The sequence below is a fragment of the Saccharothrix sp. NBAS 001 genome (genome assembly GCF_056640475.1).
Genome location: NZ_CM153251.1, coordinates 8,227,984 through 8,247,542, shown reverse-complemented (window position 1 = coordinate 8,247,542; position 19,559 = coordinate 8,227,984). Strand labels below are relative to the sequence as shown.

General features: G+C 71.9%; 27 protein-coding genes. 13 read left to right on the top strand and 14 right to left on the bottom strand.

Going from position 1 to position 19,559, the window contains the following annotated elements; genetic code table 11:
• Positions 1-271: 271 nt before the first annotated feature.
• Both AC0HI0_RS36480 and dnaN read left to right on the top strand, forming a co-directional pair.
• Positions 272-1,510, top strand: coding sequence for an MFS transporter (locus AC0HI0_RS36480; RefSeq protein WP_480928022.1), 1,239 nt, complete (start codon positions 272-274; stop codon positions 1,508-1,510).
• A gap of 68 nt (positions 1,511-1,578) precedes the next feature.
• Positions 1,579-2,679: a DNA polymerase III subunit beta gene (gene dnaN / locus AC0HI0_RS36475; RefSeq protein ID WP_480928021.1), complete on the top strand. Its 1,101-nt coding sequence runs from the start codon at positions 1,579-1,581 to the stop codon at positions 2,677-2,679.
• A 368-nt stretch (positions 2,680-3,047) separates the two neighbouring features.
• Here dnaN and AC0HI0_RS36470 read toward each other — a convergent pair whose 3' ends face one another.
• A complete protein-coding gene (locus tag AC0HI0_RS36470) occupies positions 3,048-3,434 on the bottom strand; it encodes a winged helix-turn-helix transcriptional regulator (protein ID WP_480928020.1) in 387 nt (128 codons plus the stop codon).
• A gap of 24 nt (positions 3,435-3,458) precedes the next feature.
• Between AC0HI0_RS36470 and AC0HI0_RS36465 the strand changes: the two genes are divergently transcribed.
• Positions 3,459-3,782: a Cif family virulence factor gene (locus AC0HI0_RS36465; RefSeq protein ID WP_480928019.1), complete on the top strand. Its 324-nt coding sequence runs from the start codon at positions 3,459-3,461 to the stop codon at positions 3,780-3,782.
• Here AC0HI0_RS36465 and AC0HI0_RS36460 read toward each other — a convergent pair.
• Together AC0HI0_RS36460 and AC0HI0_RS36455 are read right to left on the bottom strand one after the other, a co-directional pair.
• The gene (locus AC0HI0_RS36460) at positions 3,764-4,519 is read right to left on the bottom strand and encodes an MBL fold metallo-hydrolase (RefSeq protein WP_480928018.1); all 756 of its coding nucleotides are present in this window, start codon (positions 4,517-4,519) and stop codon (positions 3,764-3,766) included. The two genes, AC0HI0_RS36465 and AC0HI0_RS36460, sit on opposite strands and share 19 nt — an antisense overlap.
• Positions 4,516-5,280, bottom strand: a complete 765-nt coding sequence (locus tag AC0HI0_RS36455; RefSeq protein ID WP_480934467.1) for an NUDIX hydrolase — start codon at positions 5,278-5,280, stop codon at positions 4,516-4,518. Before AC0HI0_RS36455 ends, AC0HI0_RS36460 begins: the two co-directional genes overlap by 4 nt.
• Positions 5,281-5,350: 70 nt before the next feature.
• Here AC0HI0_RS36455 and AC0HI0_RS36450 point away from each other — a divergent pair, with 70 nt between their 5' ends.
• Positions 5,351-5,707, top strand: a complete 357-nt coding sequence (locus AC0HI0_RS36450; protein ID WP_480928017.1) for a hypothetical protein — start codon at positions 5,351-5,353, stop codon at positions 5,705-5,707.
• Between the two features lie 21 nt (positions 5,708-5,728).
• Entirely contained in the window at positions 5,729-6,628 is a 900-nt protein-coding gene (locus AC0HI0_RS36445; RefSeq protein ID WP_480928016.1) for a Gfo/Idh/MocA family protein, read from the top strand.
• A gap of 266 nt (positions 6,629-6,894) precedes the next feature.
• On the opposite strand, the gene AC0HI0_RS36440 is transcribed toward AC0HI0_RS36445, so the two are convergent.
• From AC0HI0_RS36440 to AC0HI0_RS36420, 5 genes are read right to left on the bottom strand one after another with little or no spacing between them, the layout of a single operon-like run.
• Positions 6,895-8,526: a hypothetical protein gene (locus AC0HI0_RS36440; RefSeq protein ID WP_480928015.1), complete on the bottom strand. Its 1,632-nt coding sequence runs from the start codon at positions 8,524-8,526 to the stop codon at positions 6,895-6,897.
• 38 nt (positions 8,527-8,564) lie between these two features.
• Positions 8,565-9,167, bottom strand: coding sequence for a hypothetical protein (locus AC0HI0_RS36435; protein WP_480928014.1), 603 nt, complete (start codon positions 9,165-9,167; stop codon positions 8,565-8,567).
• Between the two features lies 1 nt (position 9,168).
• Positions 9,169-9,627: a RidA family protein gene (locus tag AC0HI0_RS36430; RefSeq protein WP_480928013.1), complete on the bottom strand. Its 459-nt coding sequence runs from the start codon at positions 9,625-9,627 to the stop codon at positions 9,169-9,171.
• Positions 9,624-9,779, bottom strand: coding sequence for a Sp36 family protein (sp36, locus tag AC0HI0_RS36425; protein ID WP_204842736.1), 156 nt, complete (start codon positions 9,777-9,779; stop codon positions 9,624-9,626). Before sp36 ends, AC0HI0_RS36430 begins: the two co-directional genes overlap by 4 nt.
• 48 nt (positions 9,780-9,827) lie before the next feature.
• The gene (locus AC0HI0_RS36420) at positions 9,828-10,433 is read right to left on the bottom strand and encodes a TetR/AcrR family transcriptional regulator (protein WP_480928012.1); all 606 of its coding nucleotides are present in this window, start codon (positions 10,431-10,433) and stop codon (positions 9,828-9,830) included.
• A 71-nt stretch (positions 10,434-10,504) separates the two neighbouring features.
• On the opposite strand from AC0HI0_RS36420, the gene AC0HI0_RS36415 reads away from it, so the two are divergent.
• A complete protein-coding gene (locus AC0HI0_RS36415; protein WP_480928011.1) occupies positions 10,505-10,888 on the top strand; it encodes a Dabb family protein in 384 nt (127 codons plus the stop codon).
• 49 nt (positions 10,889-10,937) lie between these two features.
• On the opposite strand, the gene AC0HI0_RS36410 is transcribed toward AC0HI0_RS36415, so the two are convergent.
• The 4 genes from AC0HI0_RS36410 to AC0HI0_RS36395 form a co-directional block, all read right to left on the bottom strand.
• Positions 10,938-11,105: a DUF397 domain-containing protein gene (locus AC0HI0_RS36410; protein ID WP_480928010.1), complete on the bottom strand. Its 168-nt coding sequence runs from the start codon at positions 11,103-11,105 to the stop codon at positions 10,938-10,940.
• Positions 11,106-11,198: 93 nt separating this feature from the next.
• Positions 11,199-11,378: a DUF397 domain-containing protein gene (locus AC0HI0_RS36405; RefSeq protein ID WP_480928009.1), complete on the bottom strand. Its 180-nt coding sequence runs from the start codon at positions 11,376-11,378 to the stop codon at positions 11,199-11,201.
• A gap of 103 nt (positions 11,379-11,481) precedes the next feature.
• Entirely contained in the window at positions 11,482-11,661 is a 180-nt protein-coding gene (locus tag AC0HI0_RS36400; protein WP_480928008.1) for a DUF397 domain-containing protein, read from the bottom strand.
• A complete protein-coding gene (locus AC0HI0_RS36395; protein ID WP_480928007.1) occupies positions 11,658-12,521 on the bottom strand; it encodes a helix-turn-helix domain-containing protein in 864 nt (287 codons plus the stop codon). Before AC0HI0_RS36395 ends, AC0HI0_RS36400 begins: the two co-directional genes overlap by 4 nt.
• A gap of 145 nt (positions 12,522-12,666) precedes the next feature.
• Between AC0HI0_RS36395 and AC0HI0_RS36390 the strand changes: the two genes are divergently transcribed.
• Genes AC0HI0_RS36390 through bagB form a run of 5 tightly spaced genes read left to right on the top strand, consistent with a single transcriptional unit; the run spans position 12,667 to position 15,558 of the window.
• A complete protein-coding gene (locus AC0HI0_RS36390; protein WP_480928006.1) occupies positions 12,667-12,897 on the top strand; it encodes a hypothetical protein in 231 nt (76 codons plus the stop codon).
• Positions 12,894-13,148, top strand: a complete 255-nt coding sequence (locus tag AC0HI0_RS36385) for a hypothetical protein (protein WP_480928005.1) — start codon at positions 12,894-12,896, stop codon at positions 13,146-13,148. Before AC0HI0_RS36390 ends, AC0HI0_RS36385 begins: the two co-directional genes overlap by 4 nt.
• Before the next feature lie 4 nt (positions 13,149-13,152).
• Positions 13,153-13,404: a hypothetical protein gene (locus tag AC0HI0_RS36380; RefSeq protein WP_480928004.1), complete on the top strand. Its 252-nt coding sequence runs from the start codon at positions 13,153-13,155 to the stop codon at positions 13,402-13,404.
• Between the two features lie 43 nt (positions 13,405-13,447).
• Complete coding sequence (gene bagA / locus AC0HI0_RS36375; protein ID WP_480928003.1) at positions 13,448-14,440, top strand: ATPase BagA; 993 nt, start codon at positions 13,448-13,450, stop codon at positions 14,438-14,440.
• Positions 14,437-15,558, top strand: coding sequence for an ATPase BagB (gene bagB, locus AC0HI0_RS36370; protein ID WP_480928002.1), 1,122 nt, complete (start codon positions 14,437-14,439; stop codon positions 15,556-15,558). The genes bagA and bagB overlap by 4 nt, the downstream gene beginning before the upstream one ends.
• Here bagB and AC0HI0_RS36365 read toward each other — a convergent pair whose 3' ends face one another.
• Complete coding sequence (locus tag AC0HI0_RS36365) at positions 15,559-15,849, bottom strand: WhiB family transcriptional regulator (protein WP_015097722.1); 291 nt, start codon at positions 15,847-15,849, stop codon at positions 15,559-15,561.
• 259 nt (positions 15,850-16,108) lie between these two features.
• Here AC0HI0_RS36365 and AC0HI0_RS36360 point away from each other — a divergent pair, with 259 nt between their 5' ends.
• Together AC0HI0_RS36360 and AC0HI0_RS36355 are read left to right on the top strand one after the other, a co-directional pair.
• A complete protein-coding gene (locus AC0HI0_RS36360; protein WP_480928001.1) occupies positions 16,109-18,556 on the top strand; it encodes a transglycosylase domain-containing protein in 2,448 nt (815 codons plus the stop codon).
• Positions 18,553-19,044, top strand: a complete 492-nt coding sequence (locus AC0HI0_RS36355) for a P-loop nucleotide/nucleoside kinase family protein (RefSeq protein WP_480928000.1) — start codon at positions 18,553-18,555, stop codon at positions 19,042-19,044. Before AC0HI0_RS36360 ends, AC0HI0_RS36355 begins: the two co-directional genes overlap by 4 nt.
• Here AC0HI0_RS36355 and AC0HI0_RS36350 read toward each other — a convergent pair.
• Positions 19,041-19,508 (bottom strand): GatB/YqeY domain-containing protein, encoded by a 468-nt coding sequence (locus AC0HI0_RS36350; RefSeq protein WP_480927999.1) that lies wholly within the window; start codon positions 19,506-19,508, stop codon positions 19,041-19,043. The genes AC0HI0_RS36355 and AC0HI0_RS36350 overlap by 4 nt on opposite strands.
• Positions 19,509-19,559 lie beyond the last annotated feature (51 nt).

Below are 19,559 nucleotides of genomic sequence, written 5' to 3'. Positions count from 1 at the left end.
CCGACCCTCTGGCGCCGGAAGGAGGCTTGGTTACCCCGCCTGACCTCGATCGAAACGCGCCCGCGGGGGTTGTGCCAACGATCGCACGCCCCCCACCACCGAACTCAAGCCCGTTCACCCTCAAGGACCTTCTGTACAGCGCTTTCGTTGCGTGGTTTCACCCGGTCATCCCATTGTTGTGACCGAATCGCAACACAACGACCCCCCGGTGACCGACCACACCACCCAAAACACTGGTACGCGCGTACCAGTGTGCGGCACACTGGTACGCATGTCCCACTCTGCCCGCCTCTCCGACTACCGCACCGCCCTGACCACTCCCGGCATGCGCGGCCCGGTGGTCGCGTCGCTGCTCGCCCGGCTGCCCATCGCCATGGTCGGCCTCTCCCTGCTGCTCTACGTGAAGCTGGAGACGGGCTCGTTCGCCGCGGCCGGTCTGGTGTCGGCGGCGTCGCTGATCGGCGTGGCGGTGGGCTCGATCGTGCAGGGCAGGCTGATGGACCGGTTCGGCCCGACCCGCCCGCTGCTCGGCGCGGTGTCGCTGTTCGCCGTGTTCGTGGCGCTCGCCGTGCTCGCGGTCGAGTCCCACGCCCCGCTGGGGGTGCTGGTGCCGGTGGCGTTCGCGGTCGGCCTGAACGAGCCGATGGTCGGCTCCGCGTCCCGCGCCCTGTGGGCCCGGGTGACCCCGCCCGGCTCGGTCCGCCTCGCCGGGTACGCCTACGAGGCGATCAGCATGGAGGTGTTCTTCATCCTCGGCCCCGGCCTGGCCGGGCTGCTGGTCACCGCGCCGTGGGCGGGCACCGGCGTGGTGATCGGCGCGGCGTCGATGGTGGTCGGCGCGCTGTGGTTCGCGCTGAACCCGACGGTGCGCGGGGTGAAGCCGGAACCGGCCAAGCGGAGCCTGCTGGGCGCGCTCGCGTCGCCGGGCATGCGCACGGTGGCGCTGGCCGCGCTGGGCTTCGGCGTGACCATCGGGTTCATCGAGGTCGCCGTCCCGGCGGCGGCCGAGGAAGCCGGCCACTTCGGGCTGGGCGGCCTGCTGCTGAGCCTGTGGTCGGTCAGCTCGGTGCTGTTCGGCGTGCTGTACGCGATGAAGCCGTTCCCCAAGGCCATGCACCTGCGGCTGCCGGTGCTGCTCGGCGGGTTCGCGCTGCTGTCGCTGCTGCTGGCGGTGCCGACCACGCTGATCGGGCTGGGGCTGGCGCTGCTGGTGGTCGGCACCCTGATCACGCCGCAGGCCACCACGCACTCGGCCGCCATCGAGCAGGTCGCCCCGGCGGGCACCGCCACCGAGGCGTTCGGCTGGGTGGTCACCGCGGTCACCGTGGGCCTGGCCGTCGGCCAGTTCCTCAGCGGCCAGCTGATCGAGGCCAGTGGCACGGGCGCCGCGTTCCTGGCCGCCGCCGCGGCGGGCCTGACGATCGCCGCGCTGGTCTGGGCGTTCCGCGGCACGGTCGCCGCGGGCGTCCCGCTGCCCCGCCAGGACGAGGTCGCGCTGGTCTCCCGCTGACCTGCCGGCACCCGCTCCGACCGGCGCGAACCCGGTGATTGTCGGTGGTGGTCGCTACGGTCCTCGCCATGGACCTGACCGCGACCACCGCCGACCTCGCCGCCGCCGCGACCGAGGTGGCCCGCCTCCTGCCGACCAGGGTGCTCGACCCGGTGCTGGCCGGTCTCGTGCTGCGCGCCGGCCCCGAGGGCGTCGAGCTGGTCGGCAGCGACCGTGAGCACGCGGTGCGGCTGACCAGGCCCGCGACCGTGCACACCGACGGCGCGGTCCTGGTGCCCGCGCGCCGCCTGGCCGACACGTTGCGCGGCCTGGAGGACGAGCAGGTCCGGCTGGTCGTGGAGGGGTCCCGGCTGGCGGTGCGCGCCAGCGCCGCCCGCTTCGCCCTGCCGCTGCTCGACCTGGCGTCGCACCCCGGCGTGCCGGCCCTGCCGCCGGTGGCCGGCCGGATGCCGGCCGAGGTGCTGGCCGGCGCCCTGACCCCGGTGGCCGGCGCGACGTCCAAGGACGACGCCCTGCCGATCTTCACCGGCGTCCGGATGCTCGCCGTCGGCGACCACTTGGAGCTGATCGCCACGGACCGCTACCGGATGGCGTTCGCCACGGTCCCCTGGTCGGCTGAAGGTTCGCTGAACGTCCTCGCTCCCGCCGCTCTAATGGCTGACGTCGCGCGCCTCCCGCAGCACACTGTCGTGACCATCCACGCGGACGAAGACCGCATCGCCCTCTCGTGGCCGGGCGGCAGCGTCAGCACCACCCTCCTGGCCGCACCCTTCCCCGACGACCGAGCCCGCAAACTGCTGGAGGCGATCATCGACAGCACTGTGGTGGTGGAGGCGGACGCCCTGGCGGGGGCCGTTCGCCGGGCGACTCCGTACTCCGGCCCGCACGGCTCCGTGACGTTGCAGGTCGAGGACAGCGAGCTGCGGGTGCGCGGCAGCGACCCGCAGACCGGCGAGTCCGAGGAGTCGGTCAAAGCCACCATCGAAGGCAACCGCGTCACCAAGACGTTCCAGGCCAGGTACCTGGCCGACGCCCTCCGGGCGTTCAGCGGCAAGCGGGTGGAACTGCGCATCCAGGACGGTCTGCGCTCGACCGTGCTCACCTCACAACCGGGAGAGGACGGTGTGGAGCTGAAGTACCTGGTGGTCCCCCTGCGCACGGTCGCTTGACCGGGCGCGGCCCTCCGCAGCCGCCGCCCACCGCCGAGCCCGCGCCACCCCGCACGGCCCACTCCGCAGGGCCACGCACCCGACCGACGCCCGGCACAGACCCGACCGGTGCTCTCCGGACCACCACAACCCGACAAGCCACGGCCGACGACACCCGGCCGGTGCAGTGACCCCGGGCCGCGACGCGGCCCGTTCCCAGGGACGCCGCCGCAATCCGCCCGATACGGCGGCGTCCCACTGCCCAGCGTCCGACCGACGTCCGCGGCGCACCCGACTCGCCCGGCCCGCGTGCCCGACCGACGCCCGGGTCGCCGCGCTGCCGGTCGACCGCCCTGTCCGGCGGGCGCGCCCTCACCTCGCGGACGTGCTCAGCTTCGGTGGACGTGCTCGTCGCGGCGGCTGCGGCGACGGCCCGGCCGGGGTTCGGGTGAGCCCCACTCCCACATGGCTTCCAGCACCGCGCGCAAACGTTCGCCGCGCGGTGTGAGCGAGTAGTGCACGCGGGACGGCCACCCCGGCGTGCGCACGCGCTCCGCCACCCCGTGCGCCACTAGTTGCGCCGGCCGGTCGGCCGGCACCTTGTCCGACAGCGCCAACGTCGCCGCCGACTCCCCGTACCCGCGCGCCCCTCGAAACAGCTCCCGCACCACCAGCGTGGTCCACCGCCCGCGCAACGCGGCCAGCGTGATCTCCACCGGGCAGTCCGTCGACGGCAGGTCGCCCACCCGGTGGTCACCCACCATTTGGTTGGTCACGAAACCCCTCCCACCGTCGGCGGCATGCCCGCCACGACACCCGGAGAACTCCCCGCCCTGTTCGCGGCGCTGTTCAACGAAGGCGACCCGGCCGACCTCTACGAACCCGGCGCGCACCCGCCCGAACTCGCCCGCCACCTGACCGTCGGCGCGACCATGCGCGTCACCCCGCGCAAGGTCCTCACCAACGGCGACATCGCGCTCCTGGTCGTGGACTGGCGGCTCGGCGACGAGCACGGCATCGCCGTCGACGTCGCCCGTCGCGGCCCGGACGGCCGGCGGTACGTGATCGACGACCCGTCCGGGATCCTCCCCTCGGGGGACTCGGGTCAGGAGTCGGCCAAGTAGTCCAGCTGAGCCCGCACGGACCACTCGGCGGCCTGCCACAACGACCGGTCGACGTCCGCGTAGACCAGTTCCACCACCTGGCGCGCCGTGGGCGTCCCGCCGAGTTTGGCGACGGCCGCGCGCACCTGCGCCAGCCGCTGTTCGCGGTGCGCCAGGTAGTGCCGGGCGACCGGGCCGATGTCCGCGATCTCCGGCCCGTGACCGGGCAGCACGATCGTGCCCGGCGGCAGGTCGGCGAGGACCTTGAGCGACTCCAGGTAGTCCCGGAGCCTGCCGTCCAGGACGGTCGTCCCCCGGCCCAGCACGGTGTCGCCGGTCAGCACCGCGTTCTTCACCAGGAAGCTCAGCGAGTCGTCGGTGTGCCCCGGCGTGGCCAGCACCCGGATCTCCAGGCCGCCGGCCTCGACCACGTCGCCACCGGCCAGCCCCGAGGTGCCCAGCTTCGGGTCGCCCGCCCGGACCGGCGCGCCGACCAGCGCGCCGAACTCCGCCGCGCCCTCGGAGTGGTCGTGGTGGCCGTGCGTGAGCAGCACGACGTCCACCGGGCCGTGCGCGGCGACCCGTTCGAGGTGGCCCCGGTCCAGCGGACCCGGGTCGACCACCGCGCACGACGCCGACCCCGGCGCGCGCAGCAGCCAGGTGTTGGTGCCCTCCAACGTCATCACCGAGGGGTTCTCCGCGAGCACCACCGACGCGAACGGCGTGACCTCGCGCAACTGCCCGTACGCCGGGCTCACGGCACGATCACCCGGATCGCGGCCCCGTCCCGGACCAGCTTGGGCACGATCTTCTCCACCGCGCGCGGCGCGTCCAGCACGTCCGACACCCCCGAGTACTCGGCCAGCTCCGTCAACGTCACCCACGTGGGCGGCATCAGCATCCGCCGCCCCTGCTGCCAATCCTGCAACGCCTCCAGCGGCGTCTGCCAGACCGCGTCCGAAGCCTCCGTGGTCCACCCGTCGGCCCGCTGCCCCTCCGGCAGCACGGCGACGAAGAACCGCGTGTCGTACCGGCGGGGCTCCTCGACCGGCGTGACCCAGTTCGTCCACGGTCGCAGCAGGTCGGCCCGCAGCACCAGCGCCTCGTCGGTGAGGAACCGGGCGAACGACAGCTCGCGCGCGACCAGCGCCCGCCGCGCCTCGGCGTAGGTCGAGGTGTCCGCCACGACCGAGTCGCCGGACGCCCCGGCCAGCAGCACCCCGGACTCCTCGAACGTCTCCCGCACCGCCGCGCACACCAGCGCCCGCGCCGACTCGGCGGACACCGCGAACCGCGAGGCCCACCAGTCCGGCGGCGGCCCGCTCCACGCCACGGACGCGTCCCCGTCCCCCGGGTCGACACCGCCGCCGGGGAAGACCGTCATCCCGCCCGCGAACGGCATGCCCCGCACCCGGCGTTGGAGGAACACCTCCAGACCGGCGACGCCGTCGCGCAGCAGCATCACGGTGGCGGCGTCGCGAGGGGTCACCGGGACCGCCGGGGCGACATCGGGCACCATGCCGGGCGGCAGAACCAATTCCTCGGGAAGTTCGCGCACGGTCCCGAGCCTACGACGAGGATCGTCTCCCGTGGACACCACGACTAGAGGGTGCCTGGCCAAGGTGCTGCTGTTCGTCCTGGGCGCGATGGTCGGGACGGGGATGACGGCCGTGTTCGCGGTGGTGGTGTTCCTGCCGTCGACCGAGACCGTCGGCACGGACCGGGGCACGCCGGGCGTGTGGGTGAAGAAGCGCGAGAGCCTGTTGGGCAGCGCCGACTACGAGGTGTGGCTGGGGCCGAGCGAGGACCGGGGGCACGTGGTCGAGATCCCGGGCGGCTGGGACCACACGCCCGAGGTGGTGCGCGGCGAGACCGGCGTGGAGCTGAGGTTCGACAACGGCGGCCGGATCTTCGTGCCCGCAGCCGCGTACGCCGGCGGCCGGTGACGGTGTGGCGGACGTGACAGCATGGGCGGTGTGGACGAGCAGCTGCGCGTAGGACTTGTCGGAGCCGGACCGTGGGCGCACCGGGTGCACGCGCCCGGCTTGGCCGACCACCCGGGTACGAGGCTGACCTCGGTCTGGGCCCGTCGTCCCGAAGCCGCCGCGGAACTGGCCGGCTCCCACGGTGCCGCGGTCGCCGGCTCGCCCGACGAGCTTCTGTCCACAGTGGACGCGGTGGCGTTCGCCGTTCCGCCGGCGGTCCAGGCCGAGATCGCGATCAAGGCCGCGCGGCAGGGGAAGCACGTCATCCTGGAGAAGCCGATCGCGTCCACTGTGGACGAAGCCGAACAGCTGGCCGACGCGGTGGCCGAGTCCGGTGTGGCCTCGCTGGTCATGCTGACCAGGCGATTCGCCCCGGAGACCGAGGAACAGCTGGCCCAACTGCGCGCGACGGGCGGCTGGGTCGGCGGCAACGCGCGCTGGCTGACCGGCGCGCTGCTGGACGGCCCGTACTCGCACTCGCCGTGGCGTCACGAAGGCGGCCCGCTGGACGACATCGGCCCGCACGCGTTCGACCTGCTCGACGCGGCCCTGGGCGCGATCACCGACGTCGTCACCGCGAACCGGTCGGACGCGGGCCTGTGGCAGTTCGTGTTCGCGCACGAGGGCGGGGCGACCAGCAGTGTCACGCTGACCATGAGCGTGCCGGTGAACCCGAGCATCTCGGAGGTGAGCGTGTTCGGCGAGCACGGCTACCGGGCGTTGGCGGATCGCGGGACGACCGCGCAGCAGAGCTACACCAACCTGCTGGACGACTTCGTGGCGATGGTCCACAGCGGCACGACAACGCACCGCTGCGACGTCCGGCGCGGCCTGCACCTCCAGCGCATCATCGACCAGGCCCGGCGGAAGTCTGAGGCGTAGCGGCAGCCGTCCGCCCCCTCTTGACGGACCTCCGGACTCCGAGCACCCCCGCCCCCGGACCATCCGGGCTTGCAAAACTTTCAGGAAGCCTTCCTGAAAGTTAATCCCGAGCAGAACTTTCAAGGAGCCTCCCTGAAAGATCGTCGGCCAGTGATCTTTCAGGAAGGCTTCCTGAAAATTAGACCTACGAGAACACCCCGCCGCCCTCGGCCGTGGTGCGACGCCCTGCGAAGGGGTCACGGCCGAGGGCGGCGGGGCGCGGGTTTCTAGCCGGGGTACTTGCCGTTGTTCGGCTTGTGAACGCCGTTCACGTACTCCGGGCCGGTGGGCCAGGACTGCTGTTCGCGCTGGGCCAGCTCCTCGTGGAGTTGCTGCAACAACGCCCGCTCCCGGTCGCTGAGCTTCGCGTCGACGGTCGGCGGCAGGTGGACCGCCGCCGGCGGCTGCCCCTCCGCCAACGCCGCCTGCAACGCCGCCAGGTCGTCCGGGCCCAGCTCCGTCGTCACCTCGGCCCGCGACAGCGGTGGTTCCTCGGTGCGCGGCTCACCGTTGCGCGGCTCGCCGTTGCGTGGACGCGGGTAGTCCTGCTGGGGCTCGTGCGCGTCGTGGCGCGACTCGGCGTGCGCATCGACCTGCGGTTCCGATCGCGAATCGTGCCGCGCGTCGTGGCGCGAACCGTTGAGCGAGACCGGGCGGGAGTCGGCGTGCGCATCGGGCTGCACGTCAGGGTGCACGTCGGCGCGCGCGTCGAGCCGCGAGTCCGGGCGCAGGTCGGCGTGCGAGCCGTTGCGCCCGTTGGTCCGGCCGTTGCGACGCGGGTCGGCGATCGGCTCCGACAGGTCGGGTGAGTCGGTGTCGGCGGACAGGTCGGCGTTCTGGCCGATCTCCGCCCGCACGCCATCGACCCGCACGTCATCGATCCGAACGTCGTCCATCCGCACGTCGTCGACCCGGACGTCATCCATCCGGGCGTCGTCCAGACTGGTGACCGAGCCGATGTCCACCCCGTCCGGTGACACGCCCGCCGAGACCCCGGACGAGACGTCCGAAGACCCGCCGGCCGAACCGACGGACGGCAGGACGGGGTCGGGTGCCACCTCTCGCACCGGCAGCCGCTTCACGGGCTTCGGCGGGAAGGGTTGGGCACCCTCGAACGGGTCGACGCGCGCTCTGCGCGACTTGGAGCCGGCTTCGGGTTCCGCGGGCACCGGTTCCGGCTCGACCACCGGTGCCTCATCCCGGACCTCGCCGTCGAACCAGGTCCCGGAATCCGGTGGTGGCACGGGTGCCGTCAAGGTCTGGAAGAACACTTCACGGGCTGTGGTCACCGCCGCCGCGTGGTACTCGCCCAGCGGCACCCCGACGGTCAGCACCTCGACCGCCGCGCGGATGCCCGCCTTGCGCAGCACCGTGTCCACCCGGTACGCCGTCGCCGGCGCGAACCCGGACGGGCCGATGTCCACGAGCACCACCCGCTGCGGCAGCGGGCCGGGGGTCGCGCCCGCCGGGCTGGACCGCCACGTCGCCCGCACCGAGCGCACGTCCGGCAGCACCGACGCGGTCTTGCCGATCACCTCGGCCAGCCCGTCCGCCGGGTCCGACTCGACGGTGAACCGGTGCCGCGCGACGGGGACCTGCTCGACCGCGAACAGCTTGTCCGCCAGGCTCCGGTCCGACCGGACCTCGCCCAGCAGCCAGCCGATCTCGCGGCGCTCGTCCACCGACACCGGGATCCGCCCGGCCAGCAGCACACCGACCGTCAGCTCGACCGCGCGGTCCAGCTCGGCGACGGCCAGCAGCTCCCGGGCCTGGGACAGCGCGTCGTCGTCAACGCGTCCCGCCAGCGCCAACAGGAGTTCGTGTAAACGGACGGGCAACCCTACTCCGTCGTTCGTCACGCCTGCTCTCCTTCCGGCCCGCGCGGCAGCGACGAGCCTTAGACGGGCACCAGGTGCCCGTCGGCCTCGGCGCCGGCGCAAACCAGCTCCGATGCCGCCAACGCCGCCCGGTGGTAGGACGGCAGGTCATGTCCGGTGGGCAGGACCTCGACGCAGGGGTCGTGCTCACCGAGCGCCCGCAGCACCCGCTGGAGTTCGCCTGCCAGCCGGGCGTGCCCGGTCGTGGCCGCGACCAGGAGGATCCTCCTGGTCGCGCCCCCGCCCTGCCGCCACGTGGACCGGACTTCGCCGACCCCGAGGCGACCGCGCAGGGTCGCGCCGAGCACTACGGTCGCGGAATCTCCCATCAGCACCCGTTCGGGTGATTCCGGGGTGAATGTGTAACCGGGATCGGGCTCGTCGTCCAGTCCCTTGACAGAACTGATGGCGGAAAGATCCGCTCCGTAGGGCACCAGGGCCTCCGCGAGGAGGCGCTGCTCGAAGTCGGTCAGCCCGATCCGGTCGTGCAGCAACGTCCGGGGCAACGCCCGCGCGAGCACCGCGACCGCGTCCGTGGCGGCCCAGTCGCGGAACCTCCACAGCACGTCGTCCGGCAGCCGGCCGGCCAGTCGCAGCAGCAGCTCGTGCAGGGTGTCGGACATCTCACTCCCCGATTTCGACGATCAGGTCCACCTCGACCGGCGCGCCCAACGGCAGCTCGGCCACGCCGACGGCCGCGCGCGCGTGCTTGCCCGCGTCGCCGAAGATCTCGCCGAGCACCTCGGACGACCCGTTGATCACGGCCGGCTGCCCGGTGAACCCCTCGGCGGAGGCCACGTACCCGGTCAGCTTGACGACCCGCACCACCGAGTCGAGCCCGACCAGGGCGTCGATCGCGGCCAGCGCGTTGAGCGCGCACGTCCGGGCGTGGTCCTTGGCCTCCTCGGGGCTGACGTCCGCGCCGACCTTGCCGGTGGCGGCGAGCGTCCCCGAGACGAACGGCAGCTGGCCGGAGGTGTAGACCAGCGCCCCGGAGCGGACCGCGGGCACGTACGCCGCGACGGGCGCCGCGACCTCGGGCAGCTCCAGGCCCAGTTCGGCCAGGCGGGACGTCCAGCTCATGCCTTGGGCCGCTTCAGGTAGGCCACGTGCTGCTCCCCGCTGGGGTTGGGCAGGACGGTCACCAGCTCCCAGCCGTCATCGCCCCACTGGTCCAGGATCGCCTTGGTGGCGTGGATCAGCAGCGGGACGGTGGCGTACTCCCACTTGGTCATGGGGCGCAGCCTAGCCGCACCCCGCGCCCGGCCGGCCGCCGATCCGGCTCACACGCCGTAAGCCCGGAGAAACGTGTCCACGCCCGCCGCGCCGACCGCCAGCCGTTCCGCTGCGGGCACGTCGCGCCGGCCCAGCCGGGAACGCGCCTCCATCGGCCCGGTGAGCAACGCGAGGAACTGCTCGGCCGCCACGGCGGGCTCGCAGCGCCGCAGCCGGCCGGCCAGCACGAGGTGGGCGAACCGGTCGGCCAGCGCCTCGGCGAGGCGGACCGCCGTCGTGCGGTGCACGGCGTCGAGCAGGTCGGGGAACCGCGCCGACTGCGCGTAGGCCAGCCACCGCAGCGACACGGCGGTCGGGTCGCAGCACGACTCGATCAGCCCGCACGACAGGCGCTCCAGGGTGGACCGGAGGTCGTCGCCGGGTTCGCGCAACGCGTCGAGGACGGCCAGGTTGCGCGCCAGCACGGTCTCCGACGCGACCTCCAGCGCCTGCCGGAACAGCGTCTCCTTGTCGACGAAGTGGTTGTAGACGGTCGGTTTGGCGACCCCCGCCTCGTCCGCCACCTCCTGCACGCCCGCCTCCGCGAACCCGCGCCGGGCGAACACCGCGAACGCGGCCTCCAGGATCACGCGCTGCCTGTCCACCCGAGCCACGTGTCCCACCCTATGACACTGAACGTATGCGACAGATAATCTGAACGCATGGGTTCAATTCGAGGAGAAAAATGATCGTCAACATCCTGAAGTTCAGCTTCCGGGAGGACACCACCGAGGAGGAGAGGGCCGAGGTGCTGGCCCTGATGCGGCGCACGGCGGCGGTGGAGTCGGTGTCGTTCTCCACGGTCGGCCCCAGCTTCGGCGGCCCGACCAACGGGTTCACGCACGCCTACTGCGTCGGCATCGCCGACCTGGCCGCGCTGGAGCGGTACATGCACGACCCCGTGCACGTCGAGGGCGACCTGACGATCCTGCCCAGGCTCGCCCGGCTGACCGCGTTCCGGCTGACCGACGACGCGACGCCGGACCTCGACGCGCGGGTCGGCGCGCTGCACCAGGCCAAGCTCGACGCCTACCCCGAGTGGGCCCGCACCCTCGAACGGCTCGCGTAGGTCCCGCGCGGACGGCGGGGACGCCCGCGACGGACGCCCCCGCCCCGCGTCAGCCGGCTTTCCGGTCGGCCGGGAACGCCCGCGCCCCGAAGATCGACGTCCCACCCTCGCGGTTCCTCGTGTCCCGCACGCCGGTCACCGCGTCCGTCACCGCCAACCGGACGCACTGCGCCGCGAACGCACCGCGGCTGCTCTTGCGCCAGGTCTGCTCGATCATGAGTCTCCTACGCCTCGCTCTCGAACCACCCGACTCGCGGCAGCTCTCGCGCGGACTCGGCGGAGGCACCCCGGAAGGCACCCCCGCCGCAGGTCAGCGAGCGGATTTCAGGTCGGCCAGGAAAGCCCGGAACACCCGGGCCTCGAAGATCAACGTCCCGCCGTCGCGGTTCTTGGTGTCCCGCACGCCGGTGGCCGCATCGGTCACGGCCAGTTCGACGCACTGCGCGGCAGACGCGCTACGGGTGCTCTTGCGCCAGGTCTGCTCGATCATCGCTCTCCCACGTCTCGCCCGCGCCCGGCCTCGACCGCCCGACTCCCGGACGATCTCGCCGGAACGCGGCGGAGGCGTCCCGCGAGGACACCCCCGTCGCACGTCAGCGGTCGGATTTCAGGTCGGCCAGAAAGGCCCGGAACACCCGCGCCTCGAAGATCAACGTCCCGCCGTCGCGGTTCTTGGTGTCCCGCACGCCGGTCACGGCGTCCGTCACCGCCAACTCGACGCACTGCGGCGCGGACGCACTACGGCTGCTCTTGCGCCAGGTCTGCTCGATCATGAGTCTCCTAGTGACTTCCGAACCGCGTTGACGAACTCGACGGACTCCTCCGGCGAGAGCGCGAGCGACGCCGCGTCGTGCCAGATGCCGTCCAGCGGTTCCACCTCGTCCTGCTCCTCCAGCATGGCAAGACCTGAGATTCCCTCGGTATAGGCCGCACAGGGGGCGTCTTCCTCCGGGAAGTCCAACAGCAGCAGCAACGCCACCGAGAGCGGCGCGTACGCGCCCACGTCGAACGGCAGGACCTGCACCGTCACGTTGCGCCGCGTCGCCGACTCGACCAGGAAGTCCAACTGCTCGCGCATGACCTCGGGCCCGCCGATCACCCGGCGCAACGCGGCCTCGTCGATCAGCGCGTGCAGCGCGAACGGTTCCTCCCGGTCGAGCAACTGCCTGCGGGTCAGGCGCTCGGCGGCGACCGTCTCGTCCCACGCCTCGCCCTCGATCACCCGGCTCGCGGCCCGGCTGGCCGCTTCCGCGTACCGGGGCGTCTGGAGCATCCCGGGCACGTAGGTGACGTCCAACGTGCGTTCGCGGTACGCCTCCAGTTCATCCATCCGGAACCGGCGGTACTTGATCGGCAGCGCGGCGGCGTACTCGACCGTCGCGTTGTCGACGTCGGCGACCTCCCACATCTGGAGCAGGAACGTCTTCTGCTGCGGTGTCGCCTCCAGCACGTCCAAGATCACGGAGAGGGACGGCCACCGCGCCAGGTGCGTGCCGGCGAGCAATCGGGTGACCGTGGGACGCGAAACGCGGATGCGCTTGGCGATCTCTTCCGGGGTCAGTCCGGACTTCTCCTGGAGTTCCCGCACGAATCGGGCCAGCCTGCGCTTCCCGCGGGTGGTGCCGTCGGCCATTCACTTATTCCAATCACTCAGGGCAAGGATACGCATACCGGACTTCACCCGGCTGAACTCCACGGCTGTGAACTGTACAGATGTTAGGCTCGTCTCATTCGAGGGGCAATCCGGGACGGGGCGGATGGATCGCGACGAGTTGGAAATGGCCGCGGGGGCCGGCCGGGCGTTGGACGAGTGCAAGCGGTTCATCGCGCGGGTGCTGGACGAGAGCGGCGGCCGGAGCACCACCGACTACACCGAGTCGATCGAGCAGTGGGCGCGCGACCTCGGCGTCGTCCTGCTCGACGTCGGGTGGCAGGCGATGAAGTGGGCGGAGGCCCGGGGGCACGTCGTGGTCGAGGGCCACGTCGAGATCAGGGAGGACGAGGGATGAGCGGGATCGACGTGGACCGGCTCGCACCGCAGCTGTTCGCCGTCGTGCAGCAGGACGACGAGGACGACTGGGTGGCCGCGTGGGGGATGGCGTTCGAGGACCACGCCGAAGTCGCGTCGACGTCGGGCGACCTGAGGATGCTCACCGCCACCGCGGAGAGCGCGCTGCGGTACTTCGAAGAAGGCGACGAAGTCCGTACCACGATCGTGTGGGTGAACCCTGCCCAACCCCGTGCTTCGGCGCTACTTTGATCACGTGGAGACGTGGCGGATCGTCGCGGCGGGGTCGTTCATCGTCGGCGGGCTGATCATGGTGCTGATCGGCATGGCGCAGGCCCGCGACCGCAAGAACGCGCGGGGCGCCGACGTGTGGCGGGCGGCCCTGATCGGGGTGGCCGTGGTGGCCGTGGTGGCGGTGCTCATCGCCTACGTGCTGCCGTCGGTCGCCGCGTGGGGGATCGTCGCGGCGACGGCCATCGCGGTGGTCTTCGTCACCATGATGGACTGAACGTGTCCAGCGGGTCTCAGCTCGGCGCACTTAGGCTGACCTGGTGAACGGCTGGACCGACGAACTCACCCGCGCCCGGCTGCACGTGGTCACCGGGAAGGGCGGCACCGGGAAGACGACGGTGGCCGCCGCGCTGGCCCTCGCGCTCGCCACCGGCGGGCGGCGGGTGCTGCTGGTCGAGGTCGAGAACCGGCAGGGCATCGCGCAGCTGTTCGACCACGCGCCGCTGCCCTACTCCGAGGAGCGGATCGCGTCCGCGCCCGGTGGCGGCGAGGTGCGCGCGCTGGCCGTCGACCCGGAGGCGGCGCTGCTGGAGTACCTGGACATGTTCTACAACCTGGGCTTCGCCGGGCGGACCCTGCGCCGGATGGGCGCGATCGAGTTCGCCACGACGCTCGCCCCCGGCCTGCGCGACGTGCTGCTGACCGGCAAGGTCAAGGAGTGCGTGCGCCGGGCGGGCAAGACCGGTCGGCACGAGTACGACGCCGTGGTGCTCGACGCCCCGCCGACCGGGCGGGTGGTGCGGTTCCTGGACGTCACCCGGGCGATGGCGGACCTGGCCAAGGTCGGGCCGATCAAGGGCCAGAGCGACGGCGTGGTGAAGCTGCTGCACTCCGGCGACACGGCGGTGCACCTGGTCGCGCTGCTGGAGGAGATGCCGGTGCGCGAGACGCTGGACGCGGTGGCCGACCTGGACGCCGCCGACCTGCGGCCCGGCGCGGTGTTCGTGAACCGGGTCCGCACGCCCCGGCTGCCGGCCCGCTCGCTCCCGTCGGCCGCCGCCGGCCGGGTCGACGGCGCGCGGCTGCGCGCGGGGCTCGCGGCGGGCGGCCTGGACGTGGACGACGAGGTGCTGGCCGGCCTGGTGGACGAGACCGTGGAGCACGCCATCCGGGTGCGGATGGAGCAGGACGCCAAGGACCTGCTCGCCGAGGCCGACCTGCCCACCGTGGAGCTGCCGGAGCTGACCGACGGCGTGGACGTGGCCGCCCTCTACGAGTTGGCCGAGGTGCTGGTCGGGCGAGGTGTGCGGTGAACCGGCTGGACGTCGACGGCCTGCTGGACAACCCGGAGACCCGGGTGCTGGTGTGCTGCGGCTCGGGCGGTGTCGGCAAGACGACGACGGCCGCCGCGCTCGCCGTGCGGGCCGCCGAGCGGGGCCGGCGCGCGGTCGTGCTCACCATCGACCCGGCGCGGCGGCTGGCGCAGTCGCTGGGCCTGCGGGAGCTGGACAACCACCCGCGTCCGGTGAAGATCGACGGGTTCGAGCCCGAGGGCGAGCTGCACGCGATGATGCTGGACATGCGTCGGACGTTCGACGACATGGTCTGGCAGCACGCGGGCCGCGACCGGGCCGAGCAGATCCTCCAGAACCCCTTCTACCAGACGATCTCCACGTCGTTCTCCGGCACGCAGGAGTACATGGCGATGGAGAAGCTGGGGCAGCTGGTCGCCCAGGACGAGTGGGACCTGATCGTCGTGGACACGCCGCCCAGCCGCAGCGCGCTGGACTTCCTGGACGCGCCGCAGCGGCTGTCGACGGTGCTCGACGGCAAGCTGATCCGGATGCTGTCCGCGCCCGCGCGGGCGGGCGGCCGGGGCATCCGCAAGATCGTCGGGGCCGGGTTCGGCCTGTTCACCAAGGCCGTGTCCACGATCGTGGGCGGCCAGCTGCTCCAGGACGCGTCGACGTTCGTACAGGCGTTCGACAGCATGTTCGGCGGCTTCCGGCAGCGCGCGCAGGCCACCTACGAGCTGCTGCGCTCGCCCGGCACGGGCTTCCTGGTGATCGCCGCCGCCGAGCCGGACGCGCTGCGCGAGGCCAGCTACTTCGTGGAGCGGCTCTCGGCCGAGGACATGCCGATCAACGGCCTGGTCGCGAACCGGACGCACCCGGTGCTGGCCTCCCTGCCCGCACCGGGCGCGCTCGCGGCAGCCGACCGGCTGGAGCGCTCCGGGGACGCTCCGCTGGCCGCTGCCGTACTGCGGGTGCACGCGGACCGCGCGGCGGTCGCCGATCGCGAGAAGCGACTGCTCGCGCGGTTCACCCGGGCGCATCCCGGTGTTCCGCTCGTGGGCGTGCCCGCGCTGCCGGCCGACGTGCACGACCTGGACGGTCTGCACGAGATCGGCCGGCGACTCGCGGGCGAGTGACTACCCGACCTTCTCCTCGGTGTGCTCCTGGCGCGCGGTGTCCAGGAGTTCGTGCCAGGACGTGACGTCGGGGCGTCGGCGCAGGAGCGCTCGACGCTCCCGCTCCGTCATGCCGCCCCAGACGCCGAACTCGATCCGGTTGTCCAGTGCTTCGGCGAGGCACTCGGTGCGCACCGGGCATCCCAGGCACACCACCTTGGCCTTGCGCTGCTCCGCACCGCGGACGAAGAGCTGGTCCGGCTCCTCATCACGGCACGAGGCCTTGATCCGCCAATCCCCCTGCTGCTGCATAACCCCCACCTCAGTTCACACAGTGCCCAGACTCTTTTAAATCCGCCACACCCCTGCCGCGGATGCCGTAGGCTCCCCACATCGAGTGGTCGTGCCGTCGGCTGCTGTCTTGGACAGTGACGGACTGTAGAGCCTTCCGGTTCCACCTCCAACCCTGGGTTGCCCACCTGTTACCTGTCTTGAGTACGAGTACTCATCCTGGGTAATGAACGTTGCGCGATGCTGATCACCCGTTCAGGTCCCCGCTACGCTCCTGTCCATGCGAGCCAGGAACGGCGTGCTGAAACTGCTCGGCCTGTGTCTGCTAGCCGGCGTGTTGCTGGCAGGCATGATGTTCCCTGTCATCGGCTCGCTGGGGCTCGTCTCGAACAGAGCCAGCGACACGGTGGACAGCATCTCCGCAGATCTCGTGACCACCGACCCGCCGTTGATCTCCACGATCACGGACAAGGACGGCGCGGCGATCGCGTACCTGTACGACCAGTACCGGGTGCTGGTCCCACCGGACAAGATCTCGCCGACGATGAAGGCGGCGCTGGTCTCGGTCGAAGATCGACGTTTCTACGAACACCAGGGCGTCGACTGGCGGGGCACGATCCGGGCCGGGCTGACCAACCAGTTCAGCGGCGCGGTCACGCAGGGTGCCTCCACGCTCACGCAGCAATACGTCAAGAACTACCTCGTCCACGTAGTTGCACGGAACAACCAGGTCGAGCAGCAGAAAGCACAGGAGCAGACAATTGCGCGCAAGGCCCGTGAAGCGCGCATCGCGTTGCAGCTCGAACGCAAACTCGGCAAGGACGAAATCCTCGCCCGCTACCTCAACGTGGTGCCCTTCGGCTCGACGATCTACGGCATCGCGGCGGCGTCCCAGGCGTACTTCAACACCACGCCCGACGCGCTGACCGTGCCCCAGGCCGCGATGCTGGCCGGCATGGTCAACAGCCCGTCCGCGCTCAACCCGGAGGTGTTCCCGGAGAAGGCGCTGGAGCGGCGCAACCAGGTGATCGACAAGATGGTCGAGAACGACAAGCTCTCCCGCGACGCCGCCGAGGCCGCCAAGAAGGAGCCGCTGGGCCTGGCGAACCCGGTCCGCACGCCGCCCAACGGCTGCGTCGGCGCGGGCCCGGAGAACGGGTTCTTCTGCTCGTACGTGGTGACCTACCTGGAGCGCAACGGGTTCAGCCTGGAGCAGCTGAAGAACGGCGGCTACACCATCCAGACCACCTTGGACCGGCACATCACCCGGCAGGCCAAGGAGTCCGCCGAAGCGCAGGTCGGCAAGGACACCGAGGGGATCGCCAACGCGATGGCGATCGTCCGGCCGGGCCGGGACAAGCACGAGGTCGTGGCGCTGGTCGCGAACCGCGACTACGGCCTGAAGGCCGACCAGTTCCAGACCACCTACGACCTGCCCTCCGGCGTGGAGAACAAGTTCGGCGCGGGCAGCGTCTACAAGGTCTTCACCGCGGCGGCGGCGCTGGAGAAGGGCATGGGCATCGAGAACAACATGGCCACGCCGAACTCCTACGTGTCGCGGGTGTTCAAGGGCGGCGGCGACAAGTGCCCGGGGACCGGCGAGCCCAACACCCGGTGGTACTGCCTGGGCAACGCGTCCTCCACCTACCCGCCGCAGATGACGTTGCAGACCGCGTTGCAGACCTCGCCCAACACCGGCTTCGTGATCCTGGAGGAGCAGCTGGGCCTGGACCCGGTGGTGGACATGGCGTCCCGGCTGGGGATGCGGGAGACCATGGCGACCAACATCGCCGGCACCCGGCCCGACTCGAAGGCCAAGGACAAGTCGCTGCGGATCTCGCAGACCGAGTTCTACAAGTCCAACGGCGGCAACGCGTCCTTCACCCTGAGCCCCGCGCCGGTGAGCACGCTGGAACTGGCGAACGTGGCGGCGACCGTGATGAGCGGCGGCGTGTGGTGCCCGCCCACGCCGATCCTGAAGGTGTTGGACCGCAACGGGAAGGCCGTCCCGGTCAACGAGGCCCCGTGCGAGCAGGTGGTGGCCGAGGGGCTGGCGAACGGCCTGGCCACCGGGATGAGCAAGGACGACCAGGGCTCCGGCACGGCGGCGCCGGCCGCGCGCAACGCGAAGTGGACCCGGCCGATGCTCGGCAAGACCGGCACCACCGAGGACTACAAGTCGGCCGCGTTCATCGGCGCGACCCCGGACTACGCCGGGTCCGTGCAGACGTTCAACGACGGCACCAACCCGCGCGGCATCTGCGTCAACGCCGGGCCGCCTCGGCTGTGCGGCAACGGGGACATCTACGGCGGCACGGTGCCCGCGAAGACGTGGTTCGACACCATGTCGAAGGTCCACGAAGGACTGCCGGTGCGCGACCTGCCGCCCGTCGAGGACCGGTACCGCAAGGGCGGCAAGGAGATCCAGGTCCCCGAGGTGGTCGGCAAGCAGGTCAACGAGGCCACCAGGGTCCTGGAGGAAGCCGGCTACAAGGTGACCACGTCGAACCGGAACTCCGAGCAGCCCAAGGGAACCGTGGTCAGCCAGACACCGCGCGGCAGCGCGCTGCGCGGCACCGTGGTGACCCTGCTCGTCTCGACCGGCTACGTCCCGCCGCCGCAGCCCGCCGACCCGACCGCCCAGCCGCCGCCGGCCGAACCGCCGCCCAGCGGACGTCCGGGCGACCCGCCGCAGATCACCATCCCCACCGACCCGCCGGGCCGGTGACGCACCCCGCCGAACACCCGCGCGCCGAACACCCGCAGCGTCCCGTCGTGCACCTGCTGGTGGGGCTGCCGGGGTCGGGCAAGACGACCTACGCGCGGTCGCTCGGGGTCGTGCGGCTGTCCGTGGACGAGCGGATGGTGGCCCGGCACGGCAGGCTCGACAAGGACTACCCGGCCGCCGAGCACCTGGCGCTGCTCGGGCCGGTGGTCGAGGAGGTGCGCGCCGAGCTGGTCGCGCACGTGCGCGCGGGCCGTTCGGTGGTGCTGGACCACGGGTTGGGCCGGCGCGCGGAGCGCGACGAGTACAAGCGGCTGGTGGAGGGCGCGGGCGGGACGTGGCGGCTGGTGCACTTCGCCGTGCCGCACGACGAACTCCTGCGCCGCCTGGCGGCGCGCAACGAAGACCCGGCGGTCGGCCGGATCAGCCCCGAGGCGCTCGCCTGGATCGCCGACCGGTCCGAGGAGCCGGCCGGCGACGAGTTCGCCTAGGCCAGGCGGGACTTCACCGCGGCGGCCACCTCGCCGCCCTCGGCGCGGCCCGCGACCTTGCCGTTGACCAGCTTCATGACCTGGCCCATCTGCCGCTGTCCGGGCCGCTCGCCGAGCTGGGCCGCGACCTCGGCGACCGCGGCGTCCACGATCGCGGCGAGTTCGGCGTCGTCGAGCCGGGCCGGCAGGTAGTCCTCCAGCACCTTGGACTCGGCCCGCTCCAGCTCGGCCTGCTCGGTGCGCCCGGCGCCGGCGAACGCGTCCGCGGCTTCCCGGCGCTTCTTCACCTCGCGGGTGATGACCTTCAGCACCTCGTCGTCACCGAGTTCGCGCGCCGTCTTGCCGGAGACCTCTTCGGTGGTGATCGCGGCCAGCGTCATGCGCAGTGCGCCCGCCCGAACCGTCTCCCGCCCCTTGATCGCCGTCGTCAGATCGGCCTGCAACCGCGCCTTCAGCTCCGCCATGTGGGCAAACGTTACCGGGCACCGCGCTGCGCCCCGAATCGGTCAACCCCC

What these genes read in the sequence shown, in the direction of transcription:
- AC0HI0_RS36480 (WP_480928022.1), top strand. Translation starts at nt 272, where the DNA reads ATGTCCCACTCTGCCCGCCTCTCCGACTACCGCACCGCCCTGACCACT.
- dnaN (WP_480928021.1), top strand. Translation starts at nt 1,579, where the DNA reads ATGGACCTGACCGCGACCACCGCCGACCTCGCCGCCGCCGCGACCGAG.
- AC0HI0_RS36465 (WP_480928019.1), top strand. Translation starts at nt 3,459, where the DNA reads ATGCCCGCCACGACACCCGGAGAACTCCCCGCCCTGTTCGCGGCGCTG.
- AC0HI0_RS36455 (WP_480934467.1), bottom strand. Translation starts at nt 5,280, where the DNA reads ATGGTGCCCGATGTCGCCCCGGCGGTCCCGGTGACCCCTCGCGACGCC.
- AC0HI0_RS36445 (WP_480928016.1), top strand. Translation starts at nt 5,729, where the DNA reads ATGGGCGGTGTGGACGAGCAGCTGCGCGTAGGACTTGTCGGAGCCGGA.
- AC0HI0_RS36435 (WP_480928014.1), bottom strand. Translation starts at nt 9,167, where the DNA reads ATGTCCGACACCCTGCACGAGCTGCTGCTGCGACTGGCCGGCCGGCTG.
- AC0HI0_RS36430 (WP_480928013.1), bottom strand. Translation starts at nt 9,627, where the DNA reads ATGAGCTGGACGTCCCGCCTGGCCGAACTGGGCCTGGAGCTGCCCGAG.
- sp36 (WP_204842736.1), bottom strand. Translation starts at nt 9,779, where the DNA reads ATGACCAAGTGGGAGTACGCCACCGTCCCGCTGCTGATCCACGCCACC.
- AC0HI0_RS36415 (WP_480928011.1), top strand. Translation starts at nt 10,505, where the DNA reads ATGATCGTCAACATCCTGAAGTTCAGCTTCCGGGAGGACACCACCGAG.
- AC0HI0_RS36410 (WP_480928010.1), bottom strand. Translation starts at nt 11,105, where the DNA reads ATGATCGAGCAGACCTGGCGCAAGAGCAGCCGCGGTGCGTTCGCGGCG.
- AC0HI0_RS36405 (WP_480928009.1), bottom strand. Translation starts at nt 11,378, where the DNA reads ATGATCGAGCAGACCTGGCGCAAGAGCACCCGTAGCGCGTCTGCCGCG.
- AC0HI0_RS36400 (WP_480928008.1), bottom strand. Translation starts at nt 11,661, where the DNA reads ATGATCGAGCAGACCTGGCGCAAGAGCAGCCGTAGTGCGTCCGCGCCG.
- AC0HI0_RS36395 (WP_480928007.1), bottom strand. Translation starts at nt 12,521, where the DNA reads ATGGCCGACGGCACCACCCGCGGGAAGCGCAGGCTGGCCCGATTCGTG.
- AC0HI0_RS36390 (WP_480928006.1), top strand. Translation starts at nt 12,667, where the DNA reads ATGGCCGCGGGGGCCGGCCGGGCGTTGGACGAGTGCAAGCGGTTCATC.
- AC0HI0_RS36385 (WP_480928005.1), top strand. Translation starts at nt 12,894, where the DNA reads ATGAGCGGGATCGACGTGGACCGGCTCGCACCGCAGCTGTTCGCCGTC.
- AC0HI0_RS36365 (WP_015097722.1), bottom strand. Translation starts at nt 15,849, where the DNA reads ATGCAGCAGCAGGGGGATTGGCGGATCAAGGCCTCGTGCCGTGATGAG.
- AC0HI0_RS36360 (WP_480928001.1), top strand. Translation starts at nt 16,109, where the DNA reads ATGCGAGCCAGGAACGGCGTGCTGAAACTGCTCGGCCTGTGTCTGCTA.
- AC0HI0_RS36350 (WP_480927999.1), bottom strand. Translation starts at nt 19,508, where the DNA reads ATGGCGGAGCTGAAGGCGCGGTTGCAGGCCGATCTGACGACGGCGATC.